Source organism: Streptomyces sp. NPDC006385, from assembly GCF_040612485.1.
In the GTDB taxonomy this organism is placed as follows: Bacteria; Actinomycetota; Actinomycetes; order Streptomycetales; family Streptomycetaceae; genus Streptomyces.
The window spans coordinates 23972-47873 of record NZ_JBEXQG010000046.1 but is presented as its reverse complement, the minus strand read 5'-3'; the positions used below and the strand labels follow the sequence as shown (position 1 = coordinate 47873).

Genomic DNA, 23902 nt, shown 5'->3' with positions numbered 1-23902 from the left:
GATCGTGGATGGTCGAGGTCAATGGGTCCGCGTGGGTCCGCGCCTGTCTCCTCGTCCCCGGCGGTACGCCGTGCCCGGTCGCGGGTACCCCTATCGGTGCAGCACCCTCCTGGGAGGTGACTCGGATGCTGTTCCTCGGACTGCTCCTTCTCGCGGCCACGGGTGCGTTCACCGGCCTGGTCATCGCCGACAACCTCTCCGGCGGACCTGAGTACTCCGTCTCGGTGCTCGACCAGGGGCTCGCGACCATGAACACGCTGGCGGTCTTCTGCTCGGGTCTCGCCCTCGCGCTCCTGTTCTGCCTCGGGCTGGCCATGGTGAGGCGCGGGGCGACCCACCACCGCCACCGCGGCCCGCGGCGGCACGAGCCCCGCCGCTTCTCCCCGTTCCACAGGACGCCGGACCCGGGCGCGCGGGCCTGACCGGACCGAGATCCCGGACGGCACGAGCGGATCAGGTGATGCCGATGGTCGGTGACACGGACGACGACATCCAGACACGGCGGAGCGGCGGAAGCGGCCACCGGGCGGTGCCGCACACGGCCGACGTGCGGATCGAGGCATGGGGCGCCAGCCGCGAGCGCTGCCTGGTGGAGGCCGCGCTGGGCATGGTGGAGTGCTTCGCCGACGTCACCGCGGTGCGGCCGACCTCGGTGGAGCGGGTGCGGCTCACCGAGGACAGCGACGAGGACCTATTGACCGCGCTCCTGGACGAGGTCGTCTTCCGGCTCGACGTGGACGGCCGGGTGCCCGTCGACCTGGAGGCCGACACCACGGACGGCGACCTGGACGTCCGCCTCGCCCTCGCCGAACTGGCCGACGTGGAGGTCACCGGCGCCACGCCGAAGGGCATCTCCTGGCACGGGCTGCACATCGGACCGGGCCCGTACGGGTGGTCCTGCGCGGTGACCGTGGACGTGTGAGGCTCAGCCCTGCACGCTCACGTCCTTGTACGCCCCGGGTTCTCCTCCGCCGACCCGCGCAACGACCGCGGACGCACCGCGATCCCCACCGACTCCAGACGGGCCCGCAACTCCCCGCCACCCACCACCCACCACCCGCGCGGCCCGGTGACGACTGCGCACGCTCGGACGCTCCTCGCCCTCGGCGGATGGCCTGGGCCTGGGCCTGGGCCTGGGCACCAGCACGCCGACGCGGCGATGCGCGCCCGCTCCCGCCGGCTCAGCCCTTCACCACGCCCAGCGGCACCAACCGCGCCACCGTCCGGCACAGCCCCGCGCCCTCACTCGCGGCCACCACCTCGCTCACGTCCTTGTACGCCTCCGGGGTCTCCTCCGCCAACCCGCGCAACGACCGCGGACGCACCGCGATCCCCGCGGACTCCAGACGGGCCCGCAACTCCCCGCCACCCACCGCCCGCGCGGCCCGGTGGCGGCTGAGGACGCGGCCCGCGCCGTGGCAGGTGGAGAAGAAGGCGTCGCCGGGGGACACGCCGACCAGGACGTACGAGGCGGTGCCCATCGTCCCGGGGATCAAGACCGGCTGGCCGACCTCGCGCAGGTCCTCGGGCAGATCCGGATGGCCGGGCGGGAAGGCACGGGTCGCGCCCTTGCGGTGCACGCACAGGGTGCGGTGGGTGCCGGCCACGGGATGGGTCTCGATCTTGGCGAGGTTGTGGGAGACGTCGTACACCAGGGACAGCCGGGTGCGCGCGGCGCGGTGGAAGGTCCGGCGGGCCGCGTCGGAGAGCAACTGACGGTTCGCCCGGCCGTAGTTGGCCGCGGCGGCCATCGCGCCGAGGTACCTCCGCCCCTCCGGTGACTCGACCGGCGTGCAGGCCAGTTGGCGGTCGGGGACCTTGATGCCGTAGCGGGCCATCGCGGCGTCCATCAGCCGGACGTGATCGGTGCAGATCTGGTGACCGAGGCCGCGGGAACCGCAGTGGATCATCACGCACACCTGGCCGACGGCGAGCCCGAACGCGGCGGCGGCCGCCGCGTCGTACACCTCGTCGACGCGCTGCACCTCCAGGAAGTGGTTGGCGGACCCGAGGCTGCCGACCTGGCCGAGGCCGCGCTCGCGTGCCCGCGCGCTCACCTGGTCCACGTCGGCGTCGGCGACCGCCCCGCCGTCCTCGCAGCGCCTCAGGTCACGCTCCTCGCCATGGCCCTCCTGCACCGCGTACCGGGAGCCGCCGCGCAGGATGCGCTCCAACTGCCCGGGGCCGGTCAGGTGCCACACCCCGCCGGGACCGGCGCCTCGCGGGATCGCCCGGTCCAGGCCGTCCATCACCGCGGGGAGCGCCGACGCCAGCCCCTCGTGATCGGTGTCGGCGGCCAGCAGCCGTACGCCGCAGGAGATGTCGAAGCCGACCCCGCCCGGCGAGACCACACCGCCGTCGGCCACGTCGGTGGCGGCGACACCGCCGATGGGAAAGCCGTAACCCCAGTGGATGTCGGGCATGGCGTACGACGCGGCGACGATCCCCGGCAGCGTCGCGACATTGGCCACCTGCTCCAGGGACTTCTCGGCGTCCCGCAGCAGGTTCCGGGACGCGAACACCACGCCCGGCACGCGCATCGGGCCGTGCGGGTCGATACGGAAGCGGTGGGGAGCCTCCTCGACCAGTTCCATGTCAGCCTCCCGCGCCTCGTCCGGCGGTCCGCGGCGCCCGGCGCCGCAGGTGCGGGGTACCCGCGTGGGGCGCTCGCTATCGCGCCGAGTGCCCCGGCGGCACGGGTGGGGAATTTCGTACGGTTGAGACATGAGCGGCGACGGTGTGACGCTGTTCGTCTGCGGCGACGTGATGCTCGGACGCGGCGTCGACCAGATCCTGGCCCGGCCCGGCGACCCGGCGCTGCGGGAGGGGTACGTCACGGACGCCCGCTCCTACGTGAGCATGGCGGAGTCGGTGAGCGGCCCGATCCCGGCGCCGGTCGACCCGTCCTGGCCGTGGGGCGAGGCGTTGGCGCTGCTGGAGGCGAGCGCGCCGGACGTCCGGATCGTCAACCTGGAGACGTCCGTCACGCGCAGTGACGCGTTCGAGCCCGGCAAGGCGGTCCACTACCGCATGCATCCGGCCAACGTGCCCGCCCTGACCGTTGCCCGGCCCGATGTCTGCGTCCTGGCCAACAACCACGTACGGGACTTCGGGCGCGCGGGCCTGGAGGAGACGCTCGACGTGCTGCACGGGGCCGGGCTGCGGACGGCGGGCGCGGGGCGCGGCGCCGAGGAGGCGTACGCGCCGGTGGCGCTCCCGCTCCCCCACGGCGGCCGCGTACTCGTCTTCGCCCTGGGCTGCGGCAACAGCGGCATCCCGCCCGGCTGGGCGGCCACGGCGGACCTGCCCGGGGTCGCCTACGCGCCCGAGTTGTCGCCCGCCACGGCCGCCGCGGCGGTACGGCGCATCCGGCAGGTCAAGCGGCCCGGCGACCTCGTGGTGGTGTCCGTGCACTGGGGCTCCAACTGGGGCTACCTCGTCCCCCGCGACCAGCGCCGCTTCGCGCACGCCCTGGTGGACGGCGGCGCCGACCTCGTCCACGGCCACTCCTCCCACCACCCACGCCCCGTCGAGCTCTACCGGAACCGGCTGATCCTGCACGGCTGCGGCGACTTCATCGACGACTACGAGGGCATCCCGGGGTACGAGGAGTACCGCGACGACCTGCGTATCGCCTACCTCGTGACGGTGGCGGCGGAGACCGGCGAACTGACCGACCTGCGCATGCTGCCCCTCCTCGCCCGCCGCATGCGCCTGGAGCCGGCGCCGCCCGAGGACCGCGCCTGGCTGCACGCCACCCTCGACCGCATCGCCTACGGCACCCGTCTCGCCCTGGCCGCGGACGGCGCCCTCACCCTGACGAAATCCGCCTCCCGAACCACCGCGTGAACCGCCGGCTCCGCTCAACCGCCGACTTCGCCGCCCCTCCTCGACGCCGACGCGACGAACCGGCCCCGTTTCGCCCTGGCGGGGCTGTCGCTGCGCCACGCCGGACACCGCGTGGCCTGCGACGGCGGCCCCCGAGCCGACCCCCCCGGCTGCCCCGCCGGACGGCGATTCGCCCGGCGGGTCACCGCCGGCGGTCGAAGCCGCGGTCGCGTCGGCGCGGGAGCACGGCCGAGCCGGGCGTCGCGACGCGCGCCCGCGATCTGGGCCGCGGCCGGAATCGGCCGCGCTGCCGTCCGGTGCGCCACCTGGCACGTGGCGTACGGCTGTCGCGTCCGGTCCGGGCTCCGATCGTGATGTGGGCGCGGGCGTTGAGGGCTTCCCGGACTGGGCCGCGGAGGCGGACCTGCTGGTCGCGCGGGGGCCGGGCGGTGCACGCCGGGTTGAGGCCGCCGACCGGGGAGGGGCCGTCGAGAGCCCCATCGGACACGGCCGATGCCCGAGGGTGGCCCGGAGTGATCCTCCGTGAGCGTCAGTCGCCGCGCAGTGCCTCCAGCACATCCGCGTCGGTCAGCTGGCCGAAGTCCTGGTACCACTCGCCGACCGCGCTGAACAGCCTCGGCTCATGGAGGCAGACGAAGTCGTCCACCTCCCGGCGCAACTCCTCGGCCGCCTCCGGTGCGCAGACCGGTACGGCCAGGACCAGGCGCCGGGGCTGCCGGCTGCGTACCGCGCGCAGGGCGACGCGCGCGGTCGAGCCGGTCGCCACGCCGTCGTCCACGACCACGGCGGTGCGGTCGCGCAGCGGCGGCGCCGGCCGGCCCTGCCGATAGCGTTCCTCGCGCCGCCGCAGTTCCCTGCGCTCGCGCTCCACCACCGGCGCCAGATCCGCCTCGCTCAGCCCCAGCCGGTACAGCGTCGCCTCGTCGAAAAGCGGAGGGTCGTCGCCCGCGAGCGCGCCGACCCCGAACTCCTCGTGGAACGGGGCCCCGATCTTGCGTACGACGAGCACGTCCAGCGGGGCCTGCAGCACCCGGGCGATCTCCCGGGCGACCGCGACACCGCCGCGGGGCAGGGCGAGGACCACGGGATGCGCGAGGAGGCCCTTCTCCTGCCGGACGCGCAGTTGCTCCGCCAGCTCCTGCCCGGCCTCCCTGCGGTCACGGAACAGCATGGGTCTCCCCTTCCGTCCGTCGCCGCGTACCCCACCCACCGGCACCGGACACACGGCACGAGGCCCGCCTGAAGCGTCCTCGGATCGGCTGGTCCTGCTCCCCGCACGGGTCTGGACCCGTCGTGCCGACCTGGCCTAGGGTTCCCGACGGCAAGCGCTTTCTAGCCGGGTCATGCCAACCCTGCCACCGCCCGCACGCTCCCGTCGTTCCTCGCTCCACGCCCCCACAGCCATGCGCGAAAGGAACCGCCCCGTGCCGCACCACGCATCGCCCCACCCGTCCCAGCCGTGGTCCCGCAAGGCGTTCCTGCGGGGCATGGCCGCCGTCGGCGTGGCCCCGCTGGTGCCCGGCGTGCTCCCCACGGCCGCCCGGGCCGCGTCGGACCGGCCCGACTTCCCGCTGGTGCGGGGCGGCGCCGCCGTCGAGCTGTACGTCGACGCGGCGGACGACCCCGCCGTGATCCGCGCGGCCGGCGATCTCCGCGCGGACGTCGAACGCGTCGGCGGCGTCCGGCCGGAGCTGCGCCACACGCTCCCGGAGACGGCCGCGGGACTGGTGCTGATCGGCACCCTCGGCGCCAGCCCCGTCATCGACCGGCTCGCCGCACGCGGGCGCCTGGACGTCTCGCGGGTGAAAGGCCGCTGGGAGGCGTCGGTGACGCAGGTGGTGGAGCGCCCGCTGCCCGGGGTGGAGCGCGCCCTGGTGATCGCGGGCAGTGACCGGCGCGGCACGGTCTACGGCGTCTACGACACCTCGGAGCGCATCGGGGTCTCCCCGTGGTACTGGTGGGCCGACGTGCCCGTGCCCCGCCGTGACACGGTGACGGTGCCCGCGGGGCCGATCAAACGGTACGAGCCCTCGGTGCGTTACCGGGGTGTCTTCGTCAACGACGAGCAGAACCTCACCACTTGGTCGCGTCGCACCCAGGAGCCGGACAAGAACATCGGCCCCGAGACCTACAAGCGGGTCTTCGAGCTGCTGCTCCGCCTCAAGGCCAACTACCTGTGGCCGGCCATGCATCCGTACTCCGACTTCTTCAACAAGCACCGCGAGAACCCGGAACTGGCGGACCGCTACGGCATCGTCGTCGGCTCCAGCCACCCCGAGGCCCTGCTGCGCAACGGCGTCCACGAGTGGGCGCCGTGGGCCGAGGAGCACCGCGGCGCGGACGGCGCCCTGCCGCTGTACGACTACACGGTGAACCCCGAGGTCATCTCCGACTACTGGAGGGCCAGGGCCAGACAGAACGCCTCGTACGAGAGCAGTTGGACGATCGGCATGCGCGGTCTGCACGACAGCGCGCTGGAGACCAAGTACGCCACGACCATTCCCGAGAAGGTCGCGGTGATGAACGACATCATCGCCGACCAGCGCCGCATCCTGGCCGAGGAGGTCGGCGCGGCCGCCGAGCCGCAGATCTTCATCCCGTACAAGGAGGTCCTGGAGCTGTACAACGCGGGCGTCCAGGTCCCCGACGACGTCACGCTGATCTGGCCGGACGACAACCACGGCAACATGCGCCAGCTGCCGAACGACGCCGAGCGGCGGCGCGCGGGCGGCAACGGCATCTACTACCACCTCTCCTACTGGGGCCGACCGAAAAGCTATCTCTGGCTCGACACCACCCAACCGGCCAAGGTGTGGCAGGAGTTGCGGCGCGTGTACGAGCACGGCGTCGACCGGATGTGGATCTTCAACGTGGGCGACGTGAAGTCGATCGAGACCGGACTGTCCTTCTGCATGGACATGGCCTGGGACGTCGACCGGTGGGGCGCCGACGACGTGGAGGACTTCCTCGCCGAGTGGGCGGGGAGGCAGTTCGGCCGCCGGTACGGCCGCGAGATCGCCGCCCTGCGCGGCGAGTACTACCGCCTCGCGGCGGAGCGACGCCCGGAGTTCATCGACCGCGGGGTCTTCTCCGTCGTCCACCACGGCGACGAGGCGGGCCGGCGCATGGCCGCGTACGAGCGGTTGCTGGAGCGGGTCCGCGCGCTGGGCGCCAAGCTGCCCGAGGCGTACCGGGACGCCTACTACGAACTGGTCGAATACCCGGTGCACGGCGCGTACTTGATGAACCTCAAGTACTACTGGGCGGACCGCAACGCGCTCGCGGTCCGGCAGGGACGCGGCGCCGGGACCAACCGGTTCGCGGACCTGGCCGAGGCGGCCCACGCCGAGGAGGCCGCGCTCACCAGGCGGTACAACACCGAGGTGGCGGGAGGGAAATGGGACGGCATCGTCAATCCGTACCCCTCCCAGATCCCCAAGGCGCCCGGCCGCCCGACGGTCACCCGCCTCGCCCGGCAGGAGACCTCGGGGCTGGGTGTGGCGGCCGAGGGCAACGAGACCGGGGTCCAGCGCCCGCTGTCCTTCTCCTCCTACACGCGGGACAGCCGCTTCCTCGACGTCTTCAACACCGGCTTCCTTCCGCTCGACTGGTCGGCGCAGGCGAGCCGGCCCTGGGTGCTGCTGAGCACGACGGGAGGCTCGCTCACCGAGCAGACCCGGGTGTGGGTGGAGATCGACTGGGCGCGGATGCCGGAGGGCACGTACGACGCGACGGTCGCCGTCAGCGGGGGCGGGCAGCGGGTGGAGGTGCCGTTGCGGGTGGTCAACGACGGTGAGCGGGCGCGCCGGCGGGCCCGTGGGTTCGTGGCGGCCCACGGGTACGTCTCGATCGACGCCGTGCACGCCGACCACCGGGTGGCGCGCGGCGGGGCCCGCTGGCGGGCGGTGCGCGGACTGGGCCGCCGTACGGCAGCCATGGAGGCGGTGCCGTCGACGGCGGCTCCGGTCACCGCCGACTTCGCCGCCAAGGCACCGGAGTTGAGGTACCGGGTGCGCTTCGAGGGCGCCGGCACCTTCGCGGTCACCGTCCTGCGGTTGCCGTCCCTCGACGAGCGCGGGCATCGCCGGCTGGCCGTCGCGGTCGACGACCAGCCGGCCACCGTCCTGTCGGGCCAGGCCGTCGCCACCGGCAACCGGGGCGACGCCTGGGCCCGCAACGTGGAGGACGGCGTGGAGCGGCTGACCGCCCGGGTGACGGTGGACGAGCCCGGTGACCACGTACTGCGCCTGTTCATGGTCGATCCGGGCATAGTCGTCGACCAGATCGTGATCGACACCGGTGGGCTGCCCGTCAGCTACCTGGCGCCGCCGGAGAGCTACCACCCGGTGTTCAACCCCGACCCGGAGCGCGCACCGGGGCGGTAGCCCCAGGCGGTAGCCCTACTGGATGGTCCAGCCCACGCTGCCGACGCCCGAGCTGTAGAGGGCGCAGACACCCGACGACTCGCCGTACTGGCCGGGGGCCAGCGTCACCCACTGGCCGGAGACGTCCGGGGCCCAGCCGCAGACGATCTCGGCGCGGAAGGTGACGGTGCGGTCGGTGTTGTTCTTGCAGCCCGCGATGCCGTGGTCCGGGTTGTTGTTGTGCACCCAGCCGTCGCAGTCGACGGTGCCCGCCATGGCCGCGGCGTCGGCGGGCGCCGCGGCCTGCGCGGGGGCGGCCGGGCCGCCGACGGTGAGGGCGAGGGCCGAGACGGTGGTGGCCAGGCCGGCTGCGAGAGCGGTCTTCCTGCGGTTCATGCGTGTGTCCCCGTGATGTAGTGGTTCCGTTCGGTGTGCCGCCTTCAGTCAAGGTCAGCGGCGCTCCGGCGGGAACCTCGGACATCCGAGGGTGGCGCCCGGGCTCACTCACCGGCCGTGCCGGAGGTGTCGGTCTCGTTCCAGTCGTACGGCCCGCCGCCGCGCCACTCGATCAGCTCGGGATCGTCGACGGCCCGGTCCTCGGCGGGCAGGTCGGCGCGGTGCACCAGGTCCAGGACGTCGAACAGGCTGTAGGCGGTGCCCGCCGGTTCGCCGCGGATCGTCACCTCACGCCCGCCGTCCGACGCCGGCGGCAGCACCACCACGGGGGGACGCGTGCTCATGTCACCACCATGCGCTCTGCGCGGCCGATACGCAGCCCGGCGTACCGGCCGTGCCGGGCCCGTCCGTCGCATGGCCCACGACCGGCCGGGTACCCGGCACGCCCATGACCGGACGGGTACGGGGGTGTGACCGGATGCGAAGGATCCTGCTCACCGGGTGGTTCAGCCTCCGGGAGGGCGAGGTCACGGCGGGTGATGTGCTCGCCCTGAGGCGGGTCCAGGAGCTGCTGGCCCGGGCTGGGCTCGCCTACGACACCGCGTGGAGTCCGGGGTACGCGGACGAGGCGCTGCATCTGGAGGACGTCCGGCCGCAGATGTACTCCGATCTGCTGTTCGTGTGCGGACCGCTGCACGGTCCGCAGGTGGAGCGATTGCACCGGCGGTTCGACCGGTGCCGGCGCATCGCGGTCGGCACCTCGGTGCTGGACCCCGCCGATCCCGCCGTCACCGGCTTCCATCGCGTACTGGCCCGGGACGCCCCCGGCGCGGCCCCGGTGCTCGACCTCTCCCTGAGCGCCCCTCCCGTCGCTCCCGCTCCCGTCGTCGGAGTGATCCTCACCCACGGCCAGCGCGAGTACGGCGGGCGTCGCCGGCACGAGGAGGTCGCCGACACCGTGACCCGGTGGCTCGGCGGTCTGGACTGCGCGCCGGTCGAACTGGAGACCCGGCTCGACTCCCGTGACTGGCGGCTGTGCACGACCGCCGACCAGTTCCAGTCCCTGCTGCCCCGGCTGGACTGTGTCGTCACGGACCGGCTGCACGGCCTGGTGCTCGCCCTGCGCGCCGGGACCCCGGCGCTGGCCGTCGATCCCGTCGTCGGCGGGGCCAAGGTGACCGCGCAGGCACGGGCGTGCGACTGGCCCGCCCTCGTGCCCGCCGAGCGCCTGGACGCCGCTGAGCTGGACCGTTGGTGGGGCTGGTGCCTTTCGTACGGGCGCGAGACGGCCCGGCACCGCAGGCGGGCGTTCCTGGCAGGACCGCCCGAGGACGGCGCGGACGGGCTCCTCGACGCGCTCGACGCGCTCGTCACGCGCCTCGGCGACTAGGTGGGCCGTCAGCGTTGGTGCGCCCGGCTGGGCCCGTCAGCGTCAGCGTTGGTGCGCCCGGCTGGGCCCGTCAGCGCTGGTAGAGGCCGACGAGTGTTCCGCTCGCCACTTGCTGCCGGTCGAGCACCCGGTGTGCTTCGTCGGCCGTGGCCGCCTCCGGGATGGAGACGGGGCCCGGGAGGGCGTAGAGGCGGAAGACGTACCGGTGCGCGTCGTCGCCGACCGGGGGCTGGGGGCCGCCCCAGCCGGATTCCCCGTAGCCGTTCGTGTGCGGGTGGCTCCCCGGGGTCGTGCCGCCCGCCGGCAGCCCGTCGGTGTGCGGATCGATGCCGGTGAGCAGCCAGTGGACGAAGGTCCCCGACGGGGCGTCCGGGTCTTCGCACAGCAGGGCCAGCTCGGCCGCCTCGTCGGGCACGCCGGACCAGGTCAGCGGCGGGGAGACGTTCTCGCCCTGCTTGGCGTGGCGGCGCGGGATCATCGCGTGGTCGTCGAACGCGGAGCTCTTGAGTTCGATTCCGGTCATGCGCGCCGCAGTACCCGCAGGAGCGCGAGCCACACGCGCCCTAGGGAAGGGGTGTCCCGCCGGTCGCGTTGAGGATCTCCGCGGTGACGAAACTGGCCTCCTGGGAGGCGAGATAGACGTACGCCGGAGCCAGTTCGGCGGGTTGCGCCGGGCGGCCCAGCGGGCTCTGCTTGCCGAACTCGACCGTGTCGGGCATCGTCGCGGGGATCAGCGGTGTCCACACCGGCCCCGGCGCGACCGCGTTGACGCGGATGCCGCGGTCGGCCAGCATCTGGGCCAGCCCCTGCGTGAACGTCACGATCGCGCCCTTGGTCATCGCGTAGTCCAGCAGATGCGGGCTGGGCTTGTACGCCTGCACCGACGTGGAGTTGATGACGCTCCCGCCCTCGGGGATGTGCGGCAAGGCGAACTTCGTCAGCCAGAACATGCCGTAGAGGTTGGTGCGCATGACCCGGTCGAACTGCTCGGTCGTGATCGCCTCGATGCCGTCCGGCTGGGACATCTGGTAGGCGGCGTTGTTCACCAGGACGTCGATGCGCCCGAACTCCGCGACGGCACGCTCGATCAGGGCCCGGCAGTTGCGCTCCTCGCGGATGTCGCAGGACACGGCGACCGCCTTGCGGCCGGCGTCCTCCACGAGCCGGGACGTCTCGCGTGCGTCGTCCGCCTCCTCGTCGAGGTGGGTGAAAAGCACGTCGGCGCCCTCGCGGGCGAAGGCCAGGGCCACCGCCCGCCCGATCCCGGAGTCGCCCCCGGTGACGACGGTCGCGCGGCCTTCGAGTCGCCCGGTGCCGCGGTAGCTCTCCTCACCGTGGTCGGGCGGCGGATCCATCGGCCCGGTCCATCCGGGGTGGGGCTGGTCCTGGGCGGGAAAGTCGGGCTGCGGGTGCTGGGTGGCCGGATTCTGCTGGGTGTGCCGCGGGTCCGTCACAACGGCCTCCTGATCGCTCGGCGGTCCTGGACGGCGATCCGGGTTCCCGCCCGGCACCGGCCGAAAAGCGACTACTTAGGTCACGCGGGCGTCGCTGCGGCGCGGATGGCGCGACGGTCCACGCACACACGTGAGGTCAGCTGTCGCCCCGGTCCAGCAGTGCCTTGACGCCGTGCGCCGTCAGCGCCAGCTGCTCGGGCGTGCCCGCGTCGATGACCAGGGACAGGTTCTCGGAGGGCCAGCCGTGGGCGAGGGCGCCGAGCTGGACACTGCGGTGCCGCCGCATCCTGGGCATGGCCTGTTTCATGCGTTCCTGCGTGGTGAAGACCGGTACCAGTTCGGTCCCGTCCTCCTGCTCGAACACGGGAAGCGTCAGCGCCGTGGGAGGGGGGCCCTCCGCGTTCGTCGCCGCCGGCACCAGCACCTCGCTGTGGGCCAGCGTGCTCAGTGCCGCCTCGTCCGCGCCCTTCTCGACGACCGTGCGCAGGGCCTGCTGGGCCGCGATGGCGCCGCTCTCGAAGTGGGGGTCGGTCATGGTTCGTCCCGTCGCCGTGTCGTGCGCTTCCGTCCGGTACGCACCGGACGGCTCGGGTACCCGATCCTGCGTCCCTCATGTGCGTTTTGCGCTGCCTGGGGTGGGCCGCTCGCCCCCGTTTCGGGGTACGCCCACCGGGCACTCGGCGGCTGCCCCGACGTCGAGGGAGAGCGCCGTGTCATTCCGTGACCGTACCCACGCCGGACAGGAGCTCGCCCTGCGGCTGGTCGAGTGGGCCGACTCCGGCGATCTGATCAATCCGCTCGTGCTGGCCCTGCCGCCGGGCGGCGTGCCCGTCGCCGCGGAGGTGGCCCGCGCTCTGCGTGCCCCGCTGGACGTGCTCGTCGCCCGTGAGATCAGCACCCCGATCCAGCCGGAGACGGCGATCGGCGCGATCGTCGCCGATGATCCGCCGCTGTACGACCGGCAGAGCCTGGCCATGATGCATCTGTCCGAGGACCGGCTCGGCGATGTCGTCGCCCAGGAACGCAACGAGCTGCACCGCCGCGAGTACGTCTACCGCGGCCGCCGCCACGTCCCGTTCGTCCACGGCCGCACGGTCGTCCTCGTGGACGACGGGCTGACCACCGGCCTGACCGCGAGGGCGGCGCTGCGCTTCCTGCACCGCAACGGTCCGGCCCGGCTGATCGCCGCGTTTCCGGTCGGCAGCGCGCGGACGGTGACGGCGATGCGCGCCGAGTGCGACGACGTCATCTGCCTCGAACAGCCGCCGGCCCTGCACGCGGTCGGTGAGTGGTACGAGGACTTCGGTCCGGTGTCGGACGCTCAGGTCGCGGACACGCTGCACGCGTTCCACGCCACGGCGTGAAGCCGTGCAGCGGGGTGCCGGTCAACTCGCCCACGCCGACGGCCGCCGCCCCGTCTCGGGTGCCCGCAGCCGCGCCAGGGACTGCTTCTCCAGCCGGCGTACGCGCTCGCGCGTGAGGCCCACGTGCCGCGCGACCTCGTCGAGGGTGCGCTGCTCCCCGTCGTGCAGGCCGTACCGGAGGCTGAGGATCATGGCCTCGCGGGGCGCGAGGGTGCCGATGGCCTTCCTCAGGTCCGCCGCGAGCGCCTGGTACTCGGCGATGTCCGCGGACTGGAGCACCTCGGTGTCCGGGATGAGGTCGCCGACCACGGTCTCACCGGTCGCGTCGACCGGCGTGTCCAGGCTGATCTCCTGCCTCCCGACCCGGCGCAGCCAGTCGACGCGGTCCTCGGCGAAGCCGCTCTCCCGGGCCACCTCCTCGACGGTGGGGTCACGTCCCAGGTCGTGCCGCAGACGCCGTTCGATCGTGCCGAGCTTGCGCAGCTCCTCGACCACGTGCATCGGCAGCCGCACGGCGCGGGCGCGCTGGGCCAGGCCCCGCTCGATCGCCTGGCGGATCCACCAGGTGGCGTACGTGGAGAACTCCAAGCCCTTGGTGTGGTCGAACTTCTCCACCGCCCCGATCAGCCCCAGGTTGCCCTCCTGGATGACGTCGAGCAGCGGCACGCCGCGGTGGGCGCGCCGCTCGGCCATCGCCACGACGAGCCGGAGGTTGGCCCGGATCATGTGGTCCTTGGCGGCCCGGCCGTCCCGGGAGACCGCGTCCAGTTCCCGGCGTCGCCCCGGCTCCGGGGCGGGCTCGCCGACGTCGGCCCGGCGCAGTTCCCCGGCGGCCCGCACCCCGGCCTCGATGCGCTGGGCCAGCCGTATCTCGTCCTGCGCCGTGAGCAGTGGGGTCGCCGCGATCCGGGCCAGGTACCGGCCGAGCAGATCGGGTTCCTCGTCGGGCTCCGGGACCCGGCCGCGTGCGCGTGCGGTGCGGGTGGCGGCGCGGCGGCCCACCCGGGGATCGCTCGCGGGAGTCTGTGTCCGGGGAGGCATCCTCACGGCCCTCCGTCCCGTCCGAATTCCCCTGGGTCGATCAGCGCGAGGCCGAGGTCGGGGCGGTGGATCTTCGCCAGCGCCGCCGGGCTGTCCCGCACGATCACCTCCAGGGTCGGCCACACCTGGCCCTCCAGCAGATGACCCCCGCGCGTCGTACCGTCCGACAGTCCCAGCACGGCGTGCAGATGCGCGGTCGGTCCGTCCTCACCGACGGCGATGTCCCCCAGCAGGGACAGGACCTCGCACTGTTCGTCGACCCGGATGCGCCGGTAGTCCTTGGCGTCGCGGTCGAACCAGCCCACCACGGCCCGTGAGAAGGCGCCCACGGCGGTCACCTGGGACGCCCCGAGGGACTGCTCCCGGGCGAAGCCGGTGATCTCGGCGAGGGCGTCCTCTTCCGGGGCCAGCACCAGCACGTACACCGAGGCCGGGGAGGCTTGCACCTGTTGCCACCTCATGCCCGCCCGGGTACCCGCGTCGCCCGGCGCCTACGCCGACGCCGGTCACGCCGGTCAAGCCGGTCACGCCGGTCACGCGGCCTCCGCGGCGCCCGCGGCCCCACCGTGACAGGGTGGTGCCATGGCCATCGAAGTTCGTCCGGCTTCGGTATTCGAGGACGTCCGTGCGGTGCTGGGCCCGAAGTCGCCCGGAGCGAACGTCTGCTGGTGCCTGAGCTACCGGATCCCGTCCAAGCTCAACAACGAACTGCGCGGGCCGTCCCGCGGTGAGTACGTCGCCGAGTTGTGCCGCGCCGATCCCCCGCCGGGCGTCCTCGCCTACGACGGTGCCGAACCGGTCGGCTGGGCCGCCGTGGCGCCGCGCTCGGCCACGTCCTTCGCGCGGGGCCGCAAGATCCCGCACGTCGACGACCTGCCGGTCTGGTCCTTGTGGTGCGTCCGCGTCCGGCCCGGCCACCGCAAGCAGGGCATCACCCACGCCCTCATCGCCGGCGCGGTCGACTTCGCCCGCGCGCACGGGGCACCGGCGGTCGAGGCGTACCCGCTCGACAACGGGGACGCCAGGGTCGACCTGACGACGGCGTACGCCGGGCTCCGGAAGAACTTCGAACGCGCCGGGTTCGTCCACGTCGCCGACACCACCTCGGTGCTGGCCGGCCATCCCCGGATCCTGATGCGGCTCGACCTGCGTTGACGGACCGGCCCGGCCGGGCTCAGTGCACGGAGAACCCGCCGTCGACGAAGATCGCCTGCCCGGTGACGTAGGCGGAGGCGCGGCTCGCGAGGAACACCGCCGCCCCCGCGAAGTCCTCGGCCAGGCCGTTGCGCCCGACCATCGTCCGGGCGGCGAGCGCCGCCACTTTCCCGGGGTCGGAGGACAGGCGTGCGTTCAGCGGCGTCATGACGAACCCCGGCACGAGCGTGTTGCAGGTGACGCCGTACGGCGACCATGCCTCGGCCTGGGAACGGGCCAGCGACTCCAGTGCCCCTTTGGAGACGCCGTAGGCGCCGCTCTGGACGAACGCCCGGTGCGCCTGCTGGGAGGTGATGTGGATGATCCGCCCGAAGCCCCGCTCGGCCATGCCCGGCCCGAACCGCTGCCCCAGCAGGTGGGGGGCCTCAAGGTTCACGGCCATGGTGGTGTCCCAGACGTCCTCGCCCAGCTCGCCCAGCGGGGGCCGCAGGTTGATCCCGGCGCTGTTGACGAGGATGTCGGGCTCGCCGAATGTCCCGGCCGCCGCCTCGGCCGCCGCGCGCACGCCGTCGCGTGTGCCGAGGTCGGCGCTGACCCAGGCCGCCCGGCAGCCGTGGGCCGCCAGCTCGTCGACCGTCGCGGCCAGCTCGGCCTCCCCGCGCGCCACGACCACGACACTCGCTCCCGCGCGTGCGAGGGCTTCCGCGATGGCCCGGCCGATGCCGGAGCTGCCGCCGGTCACCACGGCGACGCGGCCGTCGAGGGAGAACAGTTCGGAGAGGTACGCCTGTGCGGTCATGCCCGCACCCTAGGCGGCGTGCCCCACGGCCACGGATCGCGGGGTGCCGTCGTCCGGGCGCCGCCGGACCGGTCCGGGCATAGGTCGTGCGCATGCCTGGTACTCGGCGATCACCGGAGGTCGCCCCGCGAGCACCGGCCCGCTGCCCGCGTCCGCCGGTCGCCGGAGCGCCCCCTGAGAGGAGCGGCACGATGTCCATGCCCTTGACCGTCGACGCGCGCGAGCACGGCCTGCTCGGCGATGGCACGACCAACGACCAGCCGGCCCTCGCGAAGCTGGTGAACGCGCTGGGCGCGGCGTGCGAGGCGGACGGCCGGCCGCGCGTCCTGCACGTCCCCGCCGGGCGTTACGTGATCCGGGACCAGGCCGTCGTATGGCGCAGCGGTGTGTCGCTGATCGGGGCCGGACGCGGCGCCACCTGCTTCGTGCTGTGCAATCCCGGCGCCCCGAGGACACCGGTCCCGCTGGCCTGGTTCACCTCCGAGCTGCACGACGCCGGCCCGCACAACCACCTTGAGGACATCACCTTCGCGCACTTCGAGGTCGACGGCTCGGGCGTGGTGACGGAGGAGTACGACGCCCTGGCCAAGGGGCTCGGGCTGCAGTACGTGCTGCGCGGACGTTTCAGCGACCTGTACGTGCACGACACGGCGGCCACCGGCTTCGGCTGCGACTTCCTGCAGGACACGGTCGTCGAAGGGGTGCTGGCCGCGCGCTGCGGGCGGCAGGACCCCGGTGACCGGATGGGCGGCGCCGGCATCGGGATCGGGATCGGCGGCTGGGGCATGGTCGAGCGGCTGACCGTGACGTCCTGCACCGCGCTCGGCAACGGCACCAACGGCATCTTCGTGGAACTGCAGAAGGAGGACTGGCCGCCGCCGCGGGGTATCCGCATCACGGCCTGCCACGCCGAGGACAACCGGTTCGGCATCTCCGACTGGGGCGCCGACGGCCTGATCGTCACGTCCTCGACGATGCTGTCCAACCACGAGGCCGGCTTCGACGTGTCCTCCCAGGGCACCGCGGGCATCGGCGGACGCGGCGGCATCGTCACCGGCTGTGTGATCGACGGCAACGTGCGCGACGGCATCGGGTTCGGCAACACCCCCGGCCCGTACGCGTTTCGCGGAAACCGCGTCAGCGACAACGGCCGCTACGGCTACTGGGAGCACAACCTCGCCGGCGGCGATCAGGAAGCGGTCGCGGACCTCGTGCTGGAGTCCAACGACATCCGGGACAACGCGCTCGACGGCATCCGCGTCGACGCCGCTCTGCGGGATCCGGCGATCATGGGCAACCGCATCCGCAACAACGGCCGGCGCGCGGCGCCCGCGGCCTCCGGCAGCGGCGACGGGGTGCACTTCACCAGCCTGTCCCTGACCGACGAGAACGCCGACTGGCCACCTGACGGACACCGGGGCAAACGGCTGACGGTGGGCGGGCAGAGCGCCGTGGTCACGTTCAACACGTCGACGCAGCTTGCCCTGGCGCCCATGCGCCCGGGCGCGGGCACGGCCTGGCTCGACGGGACACCCGAGGCGGGTTCCGCGTACCGGCTGCCGGACTCGCCGGCGCCGCGCGCCGGGATCACCACCGCCGCGGACATCACGGGAGCGCAGGTCACCGGCAACCGGATCTGGGACGACCAGCGGCCCGGCACCCAGACGCACGGCCTGTGGCTCAGGCACGGCGGCCGGTGGAGGGGCGGCCGCGTCGTCGGCAACGACTTCTGCGGCAACGCCTCGTCGGCCACCCGCTTCGACACCGAACCCGACGGCGGCCACTGGCGCGACAACGACACCGACGACGACACCGACACCGACACAGAGGCCTGACCGGGCGCCGGCGGCCGGAGCCGGTGTCAGCGCCGTTGGGGCACCGGACCGCGAGGGCCGAGGCGCAGATGGGCGCCCTGGCGCCTGAGGGCGCGCTGGACGAGGTGGTAGGGCACCTCGCGGGGGCTGCGGCCGAGCCGCACGGACAGCGCGGCGCAGACACCGGCCGCCTGACCGGTCGCCATCGAGATGGGCATGACGCGGTAGGACGAGTGCGCCACGTGCGAGCCGGAGATGCAGCGTCCGGCGACCAGCAGGCGGTCCGTGTCCCTGGGCAGCAGACAGCGCAGCGGGATGTCGTAGAAGTGCCCGCGCGGAACACGCTTGAGGACGGTGCCGCTGCCCCTGGGGTTGTGGATGTCCACCGGGTAGGCGCCGTGCGCGACGGCGTCGGGGAAGGAGCGCGCCGCGAGGATGTCGTGTCCGGTCAGGTGGTAGTCGCCGAGGATGCGGCGGGTCTCCCGTACGCCGATCTGGACGCCGCTCTGGGCCACGTACGACTTCCTGAAGCCGGGCACGTGGCGGCGCAGGAAGCGGTCGATCTGTTCCATCTGGCGGCGCGCGACGTACTCGGCGCGGCTGAGGTCCCACACGTCGGTGCCGAGCGCGCGGGTGACCCGGGTGCTGTTGACGCTGACCTCGCGGGGATGCGGGGTGCCGAAGAACAGGATGTCCTCGCGCGGCAGGCGCAGTTCGCCCGCCTCGGTGGCCTCCTGGACGAGGTCCCACAGCCCGTGCACGCCCCGCCACTGGTCGGGGTGCTCGCTGACGTACTCGGAGAACATCGGTTGCAGGAAGTCGACGACGCGGAACATCAGCGTCATCGGCTGCACCAGCCCGTCCTCCGGCCGGCCGATCTCGTACGGCGCCCCGGCGGCCGCGGCGATGTCGCCGTCGCCCGTGCCGTCGACGACGACACCGGCGTCGATCACCACCGGGCCGGACTTGGTCTCGAAGACCACCCGCCAGCCGTCGTCGAGGGGCAGCGCGGCCGAGGCGAAGGAGTGGAACAGCATGCGCACGCCCACCTGGTCCATCAGGTCGAGGAGGACGAACTTGTAGGTCTCCGGGTCGAACGGCACCGTGTAGCCGGTGTCGGGGGACGGCGGGATGCAGCCGCCGCGTGCGGCGAGCCGGTCCAGCAGGAGCCACAGGAAGCCGGCCACCACCGGTTCGCCCTCCCCGTGGTCGGTGGGCAGCAGCCGGCTGTCGTGGCCGCCCTCGTCGAAGACCGCCTGCTTCTGCTCGTTGTGGAAGGACATCAGCGGCATCACCAGCGCCACGGTCGCGTTGCCGCCGAGGAAGCCGTAGCGCTCGACGAGCACGACGTCGGCGCCGGCGTCGGCCGCCGCGTAGGCGGCGGCGGTGCCGGCGGGGCCACCGCCGACGACGAGGACGTCCGTGCGGCCGCCGTGACGGGCCGCACGCGGGGGCAGGGTGACGGTCTCGCCGGGTCGGGGTGGTTCCAGGATCGGCATCGCATCTTCCCGTCGAATCGGTGGGGTCACGGGGTCACGACGTCATGCAGATGGACAGCCGCCGCCCCCCGCTCGTCACCCGGGACGACCCCGTCGATGGAGTCCAGCAGGAAGCCACAGCGGGCGCAGGTCTCCCGGGCCAGTGCCTGAAGTCCCCGTACCCGCGTGGTCAGGTCCTCCTGCCGCCGCGGGAACTCGTCCCAGAGCCGGTCCACCTCCGCGAGCAGCAGCCCGGCCTGTTCCCGCGCCACACCTACCAGCGCGGGTGCCCCCGTACGGCGGGCGAAGTCGAAGACCTTGCCGGAGTACGGCAGCGGCAGCACGGGCAGGCCGGTGAGCGCGGCGAAGATCACGACGTGCAGTCGCATGCCGACGACCATGTCCAGATGGCTCATGAAGCCGAGGATCTCGCCGGGGCTGTAGGAGTTGTGCAGGATGCGGCCCAGGTCCGGGGCGCTCATCCGGGACAGGACGCCGTGGGCGTGGCGGACGTCCTGGCGTTCCATCGGCACGAAGACCACGTGCGCGTCCAGGCGCCGCGCGAGGAACTCGGCGACGTCGGCGAGCAGCGCGTGGTAGTCGTCCTCGTCGAGTTTCTCCGCCGCCCGGCCGGGTTCGCGCACGGACATCCCGATGAGCCGGGTGTCGGTGGGCAGGCCCTCCTGGCGCATCATCTGCTCGGTGAAGGGCTCCGGCGTCAGCAGCAGCGCCGGGTCGGCGGTGACGGTGACCTCGCGGTCGACGCCGACCTCCTCCAGGACGAGGCGGGACTCCTCGTCCCGCACCACGACCTCGGTCATCTGCGGCAGCACGGTGCGCACGGCCTCCCGGTCGTCCGCCTCGCGCAGCGGGCCCGCGCCGACCGCGTAGGCGAAGGTGGGCACGCCGCGCTCGTGCGCCGCCTTCACCAGCCGCAGATAGCGCCGCGCCTCCCCGTCGTAGAGGATCCCGCCGCCGCCCAGCACCAGCAGGTCCAGCCCGGCCAGCGCGTCCAGGACGGGTTTCTGCGGGACGCCCTCCCAGTCGACCACCTCGTCGGCCTCCGGCTGATGGGTGCGGGTGTGCTCGGCGTGCCGGCTGAAGACGACGAGTCGGGCGTGCGGCCGATGGGCGCGCAGGCAGCTCAGAACACACATCAGGATCGCTTCGTCACCGATGTTGCACCCGCCGTACGAGCCGAGCAGACCGATCCGCAGTGGGGACGAGACGGGCGACGGGTGCTGGTTGATCGTCATCCGGAACTCCCGTTCGAGGAGGCGAGCGGGACCCACGAGCAGCCCCTGGACGGCTCGGCCGCCCGGGGACTGCGTACTGGGGTCTATGGGGGGCAACACGCCGTCATGGCGTCGGGCCCGGGTTGCCCGGGCCTTCGGGTGGAAACCTCACCTCGGGACTTTCGGTCCGCCCGTAGAGACAGTATGGGTGCTCGCGCACCGCGCGTCCTTTCCACCGCCGGGCCGTACCGCCGGACGAGTACCCGTCGTGCGGGAGCCATGCGGGCGGGCGGCACCGTGTCACCGGGGCGCGAGGGGGTACACGGACGTGCGCTCGACGGTGCCCGGCCCCTCGCCCGCTCCGGGAGAGGGCCGGCCGACCGTCCCGTGCGTAGGAGGGACGACCACGATGAGCGTGAGCCACCACACCCCGTCGCAGGCCGAGGGCGAGCGCGAGGACGCCGAGACCCCGTGGGCCCACCATCCGGCTCCGGAGTACACGACACCGTCCCAGGCGGAGGGCGAGCGCGACGACGCCCCCGAGACGACCGAGGACCTCGCCGGCCAGGACGGCGACGGCCCGGAGAGCACCTCCTGACGCCCACCTGACGCCGTCGGCACCGCTCTCACCCGACGTACCTGCGTGCGGGTGAGGAGCGCCGGGCGCGCTGCAGGGCCGTCAGCCGGTCCTCGATCTCCGGCGGCACCGGGTCGCGCTGCCGCAGCACCCAGGGCAGGCCGGCCGCCGCGCGGGCGAAGGCGCGGGCCGAGGCCACGTCGTGGGGGACGGTGGCCATCAGGTGGGCCGTACGCCGCAGGGCCGGCAGGAGCGGGCGGCGCAGCCAGGTGAACCAGAGCGTGTTGCGCAGTCCGAGGATCCGGCGTGCGGTGCTGTCCCGCAGCACCGAAGCCTCGTGGTGGACGGTCAAATCCTCGGTGTAGCTCAGCCACCAGCCCTGCCGCTGGAGGTCGGTGGCCAGCAGTTCCTCCTCGCCGCCGAGCCACAGGCCCGGGTGGAAGCCGCCCCCGGCGCGGAAGGCGTCGGTGCGCATGACGGTGGCGGCCGCGAGGAAGGAACCGAGGGCCGGCCCGGGCAGCCAGTCGGGCCCCGTCAGCGGGGACTCCCTGAGTTCCTGTACGACCGGGTCCTCGGTGCCGTGCGGCTCGACGAGGATGCGCGCGGTGACCGCCGCGAGTCGCGGCCGCTCGTCGAGCAGGTCCGCCGCCCGCCGCAGGCTGCCCGGTTCCCACCAACTGTCGTCGTCGCAGAAGGCCACATAGGGCGTACGGACCAGGCGCACCGCCAGGTTGCGGCCGACCGCGCCGAGATTGCGGCCGGGGCGCAGCAGCACGACGTCGGGGAATTCGCGCCGCACCGCTTCGGCGGTTCCGTCGGTGCAGGCGTTGTCGGTGACGACGACCCGCGGTCGTTCCGGCAGCTTCCGCAGGAGCCGGAGGGTGCGCAGCAGCTCCGCGCACCGGTTGTGGGTGATCACCACCACGGTCGTACGGCCGTCCGGCCCGCCGGGCGTGGTGTTGGGTGCGCTCATGCCGGCCGGTCCCCCCGCGTCGGTGCGGGCGCACCACCCCCGTCCAGCAGCCGGGCCGCGTGCTCGACGTGCGCCGGCAGCCGCCTGCGCCGCGCGACGGCGGCGGGGAGTCGCGTCAGCACTCCGCGCAGCGCCGGGCGGGCGCCGGGCTCACCGTTGGCGGCCGAGGCCGCGAGGCGCGCGGTGGCGCCGAGGGCCACGGGGAGCGGGCGGCGCAGCCAGAGGGTCAGTACCTCGTTGCGGCGTACCAGGGGGCTACGGCCGTGGCGGCCTCCCGGCTCGGGGAGGTGACGGGCCGTCAGGGAGGGTTCGTACGTCACCCCCCAGTCGGCGGCCGCGAGGTCGTAGGCGAGCAGGGTCTCCTCCCCGCCGAAGAACAGCAGTGGATGGAAGCCGCCGGCCGCGAGGAAGGCGTCCCGGCGCACCACGCAGGCGCAGCCCAGGAAGCCGAGCACCGGGCGGCCCGGCAGGTCGGGCCGGTCCGGCAGGGGTGAGGCGGCGAGCACGGCGTTGAGCGGGTCCTCCGCCTGGTCGGCGCCGACCAGTGTGCGGGCGGCCAGCAGGCCCAGGCGAGGGTGCGCGTCGAGCAGGTCGGCCGCACGGCGCAGGGCGCCGGGGGTCCACCAGGAGTCGTCGTCGCTGAACGCGACGTAGGGCGTGTCCGCGTGCCGTACGGCGAGGTTCCGGCCGAGGGCGCCGGTGTTCTCGGATGGCCTGAGGAGCAGGCTGGCCGCCGGGTGGCGCCGCACCGCGGCGCAGGTCGAGTCGTCGGAGCCGTTGTCCACGACGATCACGCGGGGCCGCTCCGGCAGGGCGGCCAGGGCGTCCAGGGTGCGCAGCACACTCAGGGGACGGTCACGGGTGATCACCGCGACGGTGACACGCCCGTCGGGTCCGTCCGCACGGGCAGGCGGCGCGTCAGGCGCGAACTGATGGGTCATGAACGTCACCTCCCTTCTGTGGCCGCGCAGGTGTCGGAACGGGTGCCAGCAGGCCGATCGCGGCGGTGCACACCTCCTCGGCCTCGATCCGCTGCAACTGCGGGTCGGGGACGTCACCGTGCGGATCGCCCGGTGGGCCGGGTTTCCACAGGGCCACGTGCCGCTCGGCGCGCGGGGGTCCCCACAGCCGGGGCGACACCGGTCCGAAGAGGGTCACGGACGGTGTGCCGTGGGCCACCGCGAGATGGGCGAGGCCGGTGTCGCCGCTGACGACGAGCGCGGCGTGGGCGACGAGCGCCGACAGCTCGCCGAACGGCAGCCCGCCGCGCAGCAGGTCCCGCGGGGGCAGGGCGGCACGTTCGGCGACGGCCAGGACGAGCGCGTCCTCGGTGGGGCCGCCGCTGACGACGACGCGATGGCCGACGGCTCGCAGCCGCCGTACGACGTGGGCGTACCGCTCGGCCGGCCAGCGGCGGGCGGCGGACTCGGCCCCGGGATGCACGACGACGGCGCCGGGCGCCGGGGAAGGCGCGGCGGGCGGGGGCAGTCGTACGTCGTCGGGATCCGCGACGATGCCGTAGGCGCCGAGGAAGCGGCACCACCGCTCGCGCTCGTGCTCGTCCGGTCGCCAGACGGGGGGCCGGACGAGATCGGGAACGGATCCGGATTCGGATTCGGATTCGGGGGCGGCGAAGGCCAGCAGCCGGCGGGGGGCGAGCGCGGCCAGTGCGTCGCGGCTCTCGGGTCCGTTGCCGTGCAGGTCGATGGCGATGTCCGGGGGCGGCCCGGACCAGTGATCCAGCGCGGGCACGCCCCGCCCCGGCGCCTCGGCCGGCAGGACGCTGTCCACGGCTCCGGTGGCCAGCGCGGCCTCCTCAAGTGCCGGGGGCAACGCCAGCACGACGTGATCTCGGGCGAAGGCCCGGCGAATGCCGCGCAGTGCGGGCACTCCGGCGAGCAGATCACCCAGCCCGAGCGCCCGCAGCACCAGCACGCGGCGTCCGACGCCGGTTCCTGTCTGTTCGGGCCCGGTTCCGTCCGCGGTCACCGGCCGGTGTGCCGCCGCACGTCG

The 23902-nt window shown here is 73.6% G+C and carries 24 protein-coding genes; 9 read left to right on the top strand and 15 right to left on the bottom strand.

Going from position 1 to position 23902, the window contains the following annotated elements:
• Nucleotides 1–125: 125 nt before the first annotated feature.
• The gene (locus tag ABZ078_RS29225; protein ID WP_356580095.1) at nucleotides 126–422 is read left to right on the top strand and encodes a hypothetical protein; all 297 of its coding nucleotides are present in this window, start codon (nucleotides 126–128) and stop codon (nucleotides 420–422) included.
• 44 nt (nucleotides 423–466) lie between these two features.
• Nucleotides 467–922, top strand: coding sequence for an archease (locus ABZ078_RS29220; protein WP_356580093.1), 456 nt, complete (start codon nucleotides 467–469; stop codon nucleotides 920–922).
• 259 nt (nucleotides 923–1181) lie between these two features.
• On the opposite strand, the gene ABZ078_RS29215 is transcribed toward ABZ078_RS29220, so the two are convergent.
• Nucleotides 1182–2594, bottom strand: a complete 1413-nt coding sequence (locus ABZ078_RS29215; RefSeq protein WP_356580091.1) for an RtcB family protein — start codon at nucleotides 2592–2594, stop codon at nucleotides 1182–1184.
• Nucleotides 2595–2724: 130 nt separating this feature from the next.
• Between ABZ078_RS29215 and ABZ078_RS29210 the strand changes: the two genes are divergently transcribed.
• Nucleotides 2725–3849: a CapA family protein gene (locus ABZ078_RS29210; RefSeq protein WP_356580089.1), complete on the top strand. Its 1125-nt coding sequence runs from the start codon at nucleotides 2725–2727 to the stop codon at nucleotides 3847–3849.
• A 529-nt stretch (nucleotides 3850–4378) separates the two neighbouring features.
• Here the strand turns inward: ABZ078_RS29210 and ABZ078_RS29205 are convergent.
• A complete protein-coding gene (locus tag ABZ078_RS29205; protein ID WP_356580087.1) occupies nucleotides 4379–5020 on the bottom strand; it encodes a phosphoribosyltransferase family protein in 642 nt (213 codons plus the stop codon).
• Nucleotides 5021–5336: 316 nt separating this feature from the next.
• Here ABZ078_RS29205 and ABZ078_RS29200 point away from each other — a divergent pair, with 316 nt between their 5' ends.
• Complete coding sequence (locus ABZ078_RS29200) at nucleotides 5337–8234, top strand: glycosyl hydrolase 115 family protein (protein ID WP_356580140.1); 2898 nt, start codon at nucleotides 5337–5339, stop codon at nucleotides 8232–8234.
• A gap of 15 nt (nucleotides 8235–8249) precedes the next feature.
• Here the strand turns inward: ABZ078_RS29200 and ABZ078_RS29195 are convergent, their stop codons facing one another.
• On the bottom strand, nucleotides 8250–8609 hold the full coding sequence (locus ABZ078_RS29195; protein WP_356580085.1) for a hypothetical protein: 360 nt from the start codon (nucleotides 8607–8609) through the stop codon (nucleotides 8250–8252).
• Nucleotides 8610–8713: 104 nt separating this feature from the next.
• Nucleotides 8714–8953, bottom strand: coding sequence for a hypothetical protein (locus ABZ078_RS29190; protein WP_356580083.1), 240 nt, complete (start codon nucleotides 8951–8953; stop codon nucleotides 8714–8716).
• Between the two features lie 134 nt (nucleotides 8954–9087).
• On the opposite strand from ABZ078_RS29190, the gene ABZ078_RS29185 reads away from it, so the two are divergent.
• Nucleotides 9088–9999: a polysaccharide pyruvyl transferase family protein gene (locus ABZ078_RS29185; protein WP_356580081.1), complete on the top strand. Its 912-nt coding sequence runs from the start codon at nucleotides 9088–9090 to the stop codon at nucleotides 9997–9999.
• 70 nt (nucleotides 10000–10069) lie between these two features.
• Here the strand turns inward: ABZ078_RS29185 and ABZ078_RS29180 are convergent, their stop codons facing one another.
• From ABZ078_RS29180 to ABZ078_RS29170, 3 genes are all read right to left on the bottom strand, one after another.
• Nucleotides 10070–10522, bottom strand: coding sequence for a YbhB/YbcL family Raf kinase inhibitor-like protein (locus tag ABZ078_RS29180; RefSeq protein ID WP_356580079.1), 453 nt, complete (start codon nucleotides 10520–10522; stop codon nucleotides 10070–10072).
• Nucleotides 10523–10562: 40 nt separating this feature from the next.
• Complete coding sequence (locus ABZ078_RS29175; RefSeq protein WP_356580077.1) at nucleotides 10563–11453, bottom strand: SDR family oxidoreductase; 891 nt, start codon at nucleotides 11451–11453, stop codon at nucleotides 10563–10565.
• A 136-nt stretch (nucleotides 11454–11589) separates the two neighbouring features.
• Nucleotides 11590–11988 (bottom strand): SseB family protein, encoded by a 399-nt coding sequence (locus tag ABZ078_RS29170; RefSeq protein ID WP_356580075.1) that lies wholly within the window; start codon nucleotides 11986–11988, stop codon nucleotides 11590–11592.
• A gap of 175 nt (nucleotides 11989–12163) precedes the next feature.
• Between ABZ078_RS29170 and ABZ078_RS29165 the strand changes: the two genes are divergently transcribed.
• Nucleotides 12164–12817 (top strand): phosphoribosyltransferase family protein, encoded by a 654-nt coding sequence (locus ABZ078_RS29165; protein ID WP_356580073.1) that lies wholly within the window; start codon nucleotides 12164–12166, stop codon nucleotides 12815–12817.
• Nucleotides 12818–12838: 21 nt separating this feature from the next.
• Here ABZ078_RS29165 and ABZ078_RS29160 read toward each other — a convergent pair whose 3' ends face one another.
• Both ABZ078_RS29160 and ABZ078_RS29155 read right to left on the bottom strand, forming a co-directional pair.
• Nucleotides 12839–13858, bottom strand: coding sequence for a sigma-70 family RNA polymerase sigma factor (locus tag ABZ078_RS29160; protein ID WP_356580071.1), 1020 nt, complete (start codon nucleotides 13856–13858; stop codon nucleotides 12839–12841).
• 2 nt (nucleotides 13859–13860) lie between these two features.
• Nucleotides 13861–14319 (bottom strand): PPC domain-containing DNA-binding protein, encoded by a 459-nt coding sequence (locus ABZ078_RS29155; RefSeq protein ID WP_356580069.1) that lies wholly within the window; start codon nucleotides 14317–14319, stop codon nucleotides 13861–13863.
• A gap of 121 nt (nucleotides 14320–14440) precedes the next feature.
• On the opposite strand from ABZ078_RS29155, the gene ABZ078_RS29150 reads away from it, so the two are divergent.
• Nucleotides 14441–15013: a GNAT family N-acetyltransferase gene (locus ABZ078_RS29150; RefSeq protein ID WP_356580067.1), complete on the top strand. Its 573-nt coding sequence runs from the start codon at nucleotides 14441–14443 to the stop codon at nucleotides 15011–15013.
• A 19-nt stretch (nucleotides 15014–15032) separates the two neighbouring features.
• Here the strand turns inward: ABZ078_RS29150 and ABZ078_RS29145 are convergent, their stop codons facing one another.
• Nucleotides 15033–15812 carry an SDR family oxidoreductase gene (locus ABZ078_RS29145; protein WP_356580065.1) on the bottom strand — a complete coding sequence of 260 codons (780 nt, stop codon included), beginning with the start codon at nucleotides 15810–15812 and terminating at the stop codon, nucleotides 15033–15035.
• Between the two features lie 191 nt (nucleotides 15813–16003).
• Here ABZ078_RS29145 and ABZ078_RS29140 point away from each other — a divergent pair, with 191 nt between their 5' ends.
• The gene (locus ABZ078_RS29140; protein ID WP_356580063.1) at nucleotides 16004–17647 is read left to right on the top strand and encodes a right-handed parallel beta-helix repeat-containing protein; all 1644 of its coding nucleotides are present in this window, start codon (nucleotides 16004–16006) and stop codon (nucleotides 17645–17647) included.
• A gap of 26 nt (nucleotides 17648–17673) precedes the next feature.
• On the opposite strand, the gene ABZ078_RS29135 is transcribed toward ABZ078_RS29140, so the two are convergent.
• On the bottom strand, nucleotides 17674–19125 hold the full coding sequence (locus ABZ078_RS29135) for an FAD-dependent oxidoreductase (protein ID WP_356580061.1): 1452 nt from the start codon (nucleotides 19123–19125) through the stop codon (nucleotides 17674–17676).
• A gap of 26 nt (nucleotides 19126–19151) precedes the next feature.
• Nucleotides 19152–20360, bottom strand: coding sequence for a polysaccharide pyruvyl transferase family protein (locus ABZ078_RS29130; RefSeq protein ID WP_356580138.1), 1209 nt, complete (start codon nucleotides 20358–20360; stop codon nucleotides 19152–19154).
• A 388-nt stretch (nucleotides 20361–20748) separates the two neighbouring features.
• Between ABZ078_RS29130 and ABZ078_RS29125 the strand changes: the two genes are divergently transcribed.
• A complete protein-coding gene (locus ABZ078_RS29125) occupies nucleotides 20749–20937 on the top strand; it encodes a hypothetical protein (protein ID WP_356580059.1) in 189 nt (62 codons plus the stop codon).
• 28 nt (nucleotides 20938–20965) lie between these two features.
• On the opposite strand, the gene ABZ078_RS29120 is transcribed toward ABZ078_RS29125, so the two are convergent.
• Genes ABZ078_RS29120 through ABZ078_RS29110 form a run of 3 tightly spaced genes read right to left on the bottom strand, consistent with a single transcriptional unit; the run spans nucleotide 20966 to nucleotide 23878 of the window.
• Nucleotides 20966–21889, bottom strand: a complete 924-nt coding sequence (locus ABZ078_RS29120; RefSeq protein ID WP_356580057.1) for a glycosyltransferase — start codon at nucleotides 21887–21889, stop codon at nucleotides 20966–20968.
• Nucleotides 21886–22830 carry a glycosyltransferase gene (locus tag ABZ078_RS29115; RefSeq protein ID WP_356580055.1) on the bottom strand — a complete coding sequence of 315 codons (945 nt, stop codon included), beginning with the start codon at nucleotides 22828–22830 and terminating at the stop codon, nucleotides 21886–21888. The genes ABZ078_RS29120 and ABZ078_RS29115 overlap by 4 nt, the downstream gene beginning before the upstream one ends.
• Nucleotides 22808–23878 carry a glycosyltransferase family 9 protein gene (locus ABZ078_RS29110; RefSeq protein ID WP_356580053.1) on the bottom strand — a complete coding sequence of 357 codons (1071 nt, stop codon included), beginning with the start codon at nucleotides 23876–23878 and terminating at the stop codon, nucleotides 22808–22810. Before ABZ078_RS29110 ends, ABZ078_RS29115 begins: the two co-directional genes overlap by 23 nt.
• Between the last annotated feature and the right edge of the window lie 24 nt (nucleotides 23879–23902).

Excerpts from the sequence above, each read along its gene's own strand:
- ABZ078_RS29225 (WP_356580095.1), top strand. The coding sequence starts at position 126 with ATGCTGTTCCTCGGACTGCTCCTTCTCGCGGCCACGGGTGCGTTCACC.
- ABZ078_RS29220 (WP_356580093.1), top strand. The coding sequence starts at position 467 with ATGGTCGGTGACACGGACGACGACATCCAGACACGGCGGAGCGGCGGA.
- ABZ078_RS29215 (WP_356580091.1), bottom strand. The coding sequence starts at position 2,594 with ATGGAACTGGTCGAGGAGGCTCCCCACCGCTTCCGTATCGACCCGCAC.
- ABZ078_RS29210 (WP_356580089.1), top strand. The coding sequence starts at position 2,725 with ATGAGCGGCGACGGTGTGACGCTGTTCGTCTGCGGCGACGTGATGCTC.
- ABZ078_RS29205 (WP_356580087.1), bottom strand. The coding sequence starts at position 5,020 with ATGCTGTTCCGTGACCGCAGGGAGGCCGGGCAGGAGCTGGCGGAGCAA.
- ABZ078_RS29200 (WP_356580140.1), top strand. The coding sequence starts at position 5,337 with ATGGCCGCCGTCGGCGTGGCCCCGCTGGTGCCCGGCGTGCTCCCCACG.
- ABZ078_RS29195 (WP_356580085.1), bottom strand. The coding sequence starts at position 8,609 with ATGAACCGCAGGAAGACCGCTCTCGCAGCCGGCCTGGCCACCACCGTC.
- ABZ078_RS29190 (WP_356580083.1), bottom strand. The coding sequence starts at position 8,953 with ATGAGCACGCGTCCCCCCGTGGTGGTGCTGCCGCCGGCGTCGGACGGC.
- ABZ078_RS29185 (WP_356580081.1), top strand. The coding sequence starts at position 9,088 with ATGCGAAGGATCCTGCTCACCGGGTGGTTCAGCCTCCGGGAGGGCGAG.
- ABZ078_RS29180 (WP_356580079.1), bottom strand. The coding sequence starts at position 10,522 with ATGACCGGAATCGAACTCAAGAGCTCCGCGTTCGACGACCACGCGATG.
- ABZ078_RS29170 (WP_356580075.1), bottom strand. The coding sequence starts at position 11,988 with ATGACCGACCCCCACTTCGAGAGCGGCGCCATCGCGGCCCAGCAGGCC.
- ABZ078_RS29160 (WP_356580071.1), bottom strand. The coding sequence starts at position 13,858 with ATGCCTCCCCGGACACAGACTCCCGCGAGCGATCCCCGGGTGGGCCGC.
- ABZ078_RS29155 (WP_356580069.1), bottom strand. The coding sequence starts at position 14,319 with ATGAGGTGGCAACAGGTGCAAGCCTCCCCGGCCTCGGTGTACGTGCTG.
- ABZ078_RS29150 (WP_356580067.1), top strand. The coding sequence starts at position 14,441 with ATGGCCATCGAAGTTCGTCCGGCTTCGGTATTCGAGGACGTCCGTGCG.
- ABZ078_RS29145 (WP_356580065.1), bottom strand. The coding sequence starts at position 15,812 with ATGACCGCACAGGCGTACCTCTCCGAACTGTTCTCCCTCGACGGCCGC.
- ABZ078_RS29140 (WP_356580063.1), top strand. The coding sequence starts at position 16,004 with ATGTCCATGCCCTTGACCGTCGACGCGCGCGAGCACGGCCTGCTCGGC.
- ABZ078_RS29135 (WP_356580061.1), bottom strand. The coding sequence starts at position 19,125 with ATGCCGATCCTGGAACCACCCCGACCCGGCGAGACCGTCACCCTGCCC.
- ABZ078_RS29130 (WP_356580138.1), bottom strand. The coding sequence starts at position 20,360 with ATGACGATCAACCAGCACCCGTCGCCCGTCTCGTCCCCACTGCGGATC.
- ABZ078_RS29125 (WP_356580059.1), top strand. The coding sequence starts at position 20,749 with ATGAGCGTGAGCCACCACACCCCGTCGCAGGCCGAGGGCGAGCGCGAG.
- ABZ078_RS29120 (WP_356580057.1), bottom strand. The coding sequence starts at position 21,889 with ATGAGCGCACCCAACACCACGCCCGGCGGGCCGGACGGCCGTACGACC.
- ABZ078_RS29115 (WP_356580055.1), bottom strand. The coding sequence starts at position 22,830 with ATGACCCATCAGTTCGCGCCTGACGCGCCGCCTGCCCGTGCGGACGGA.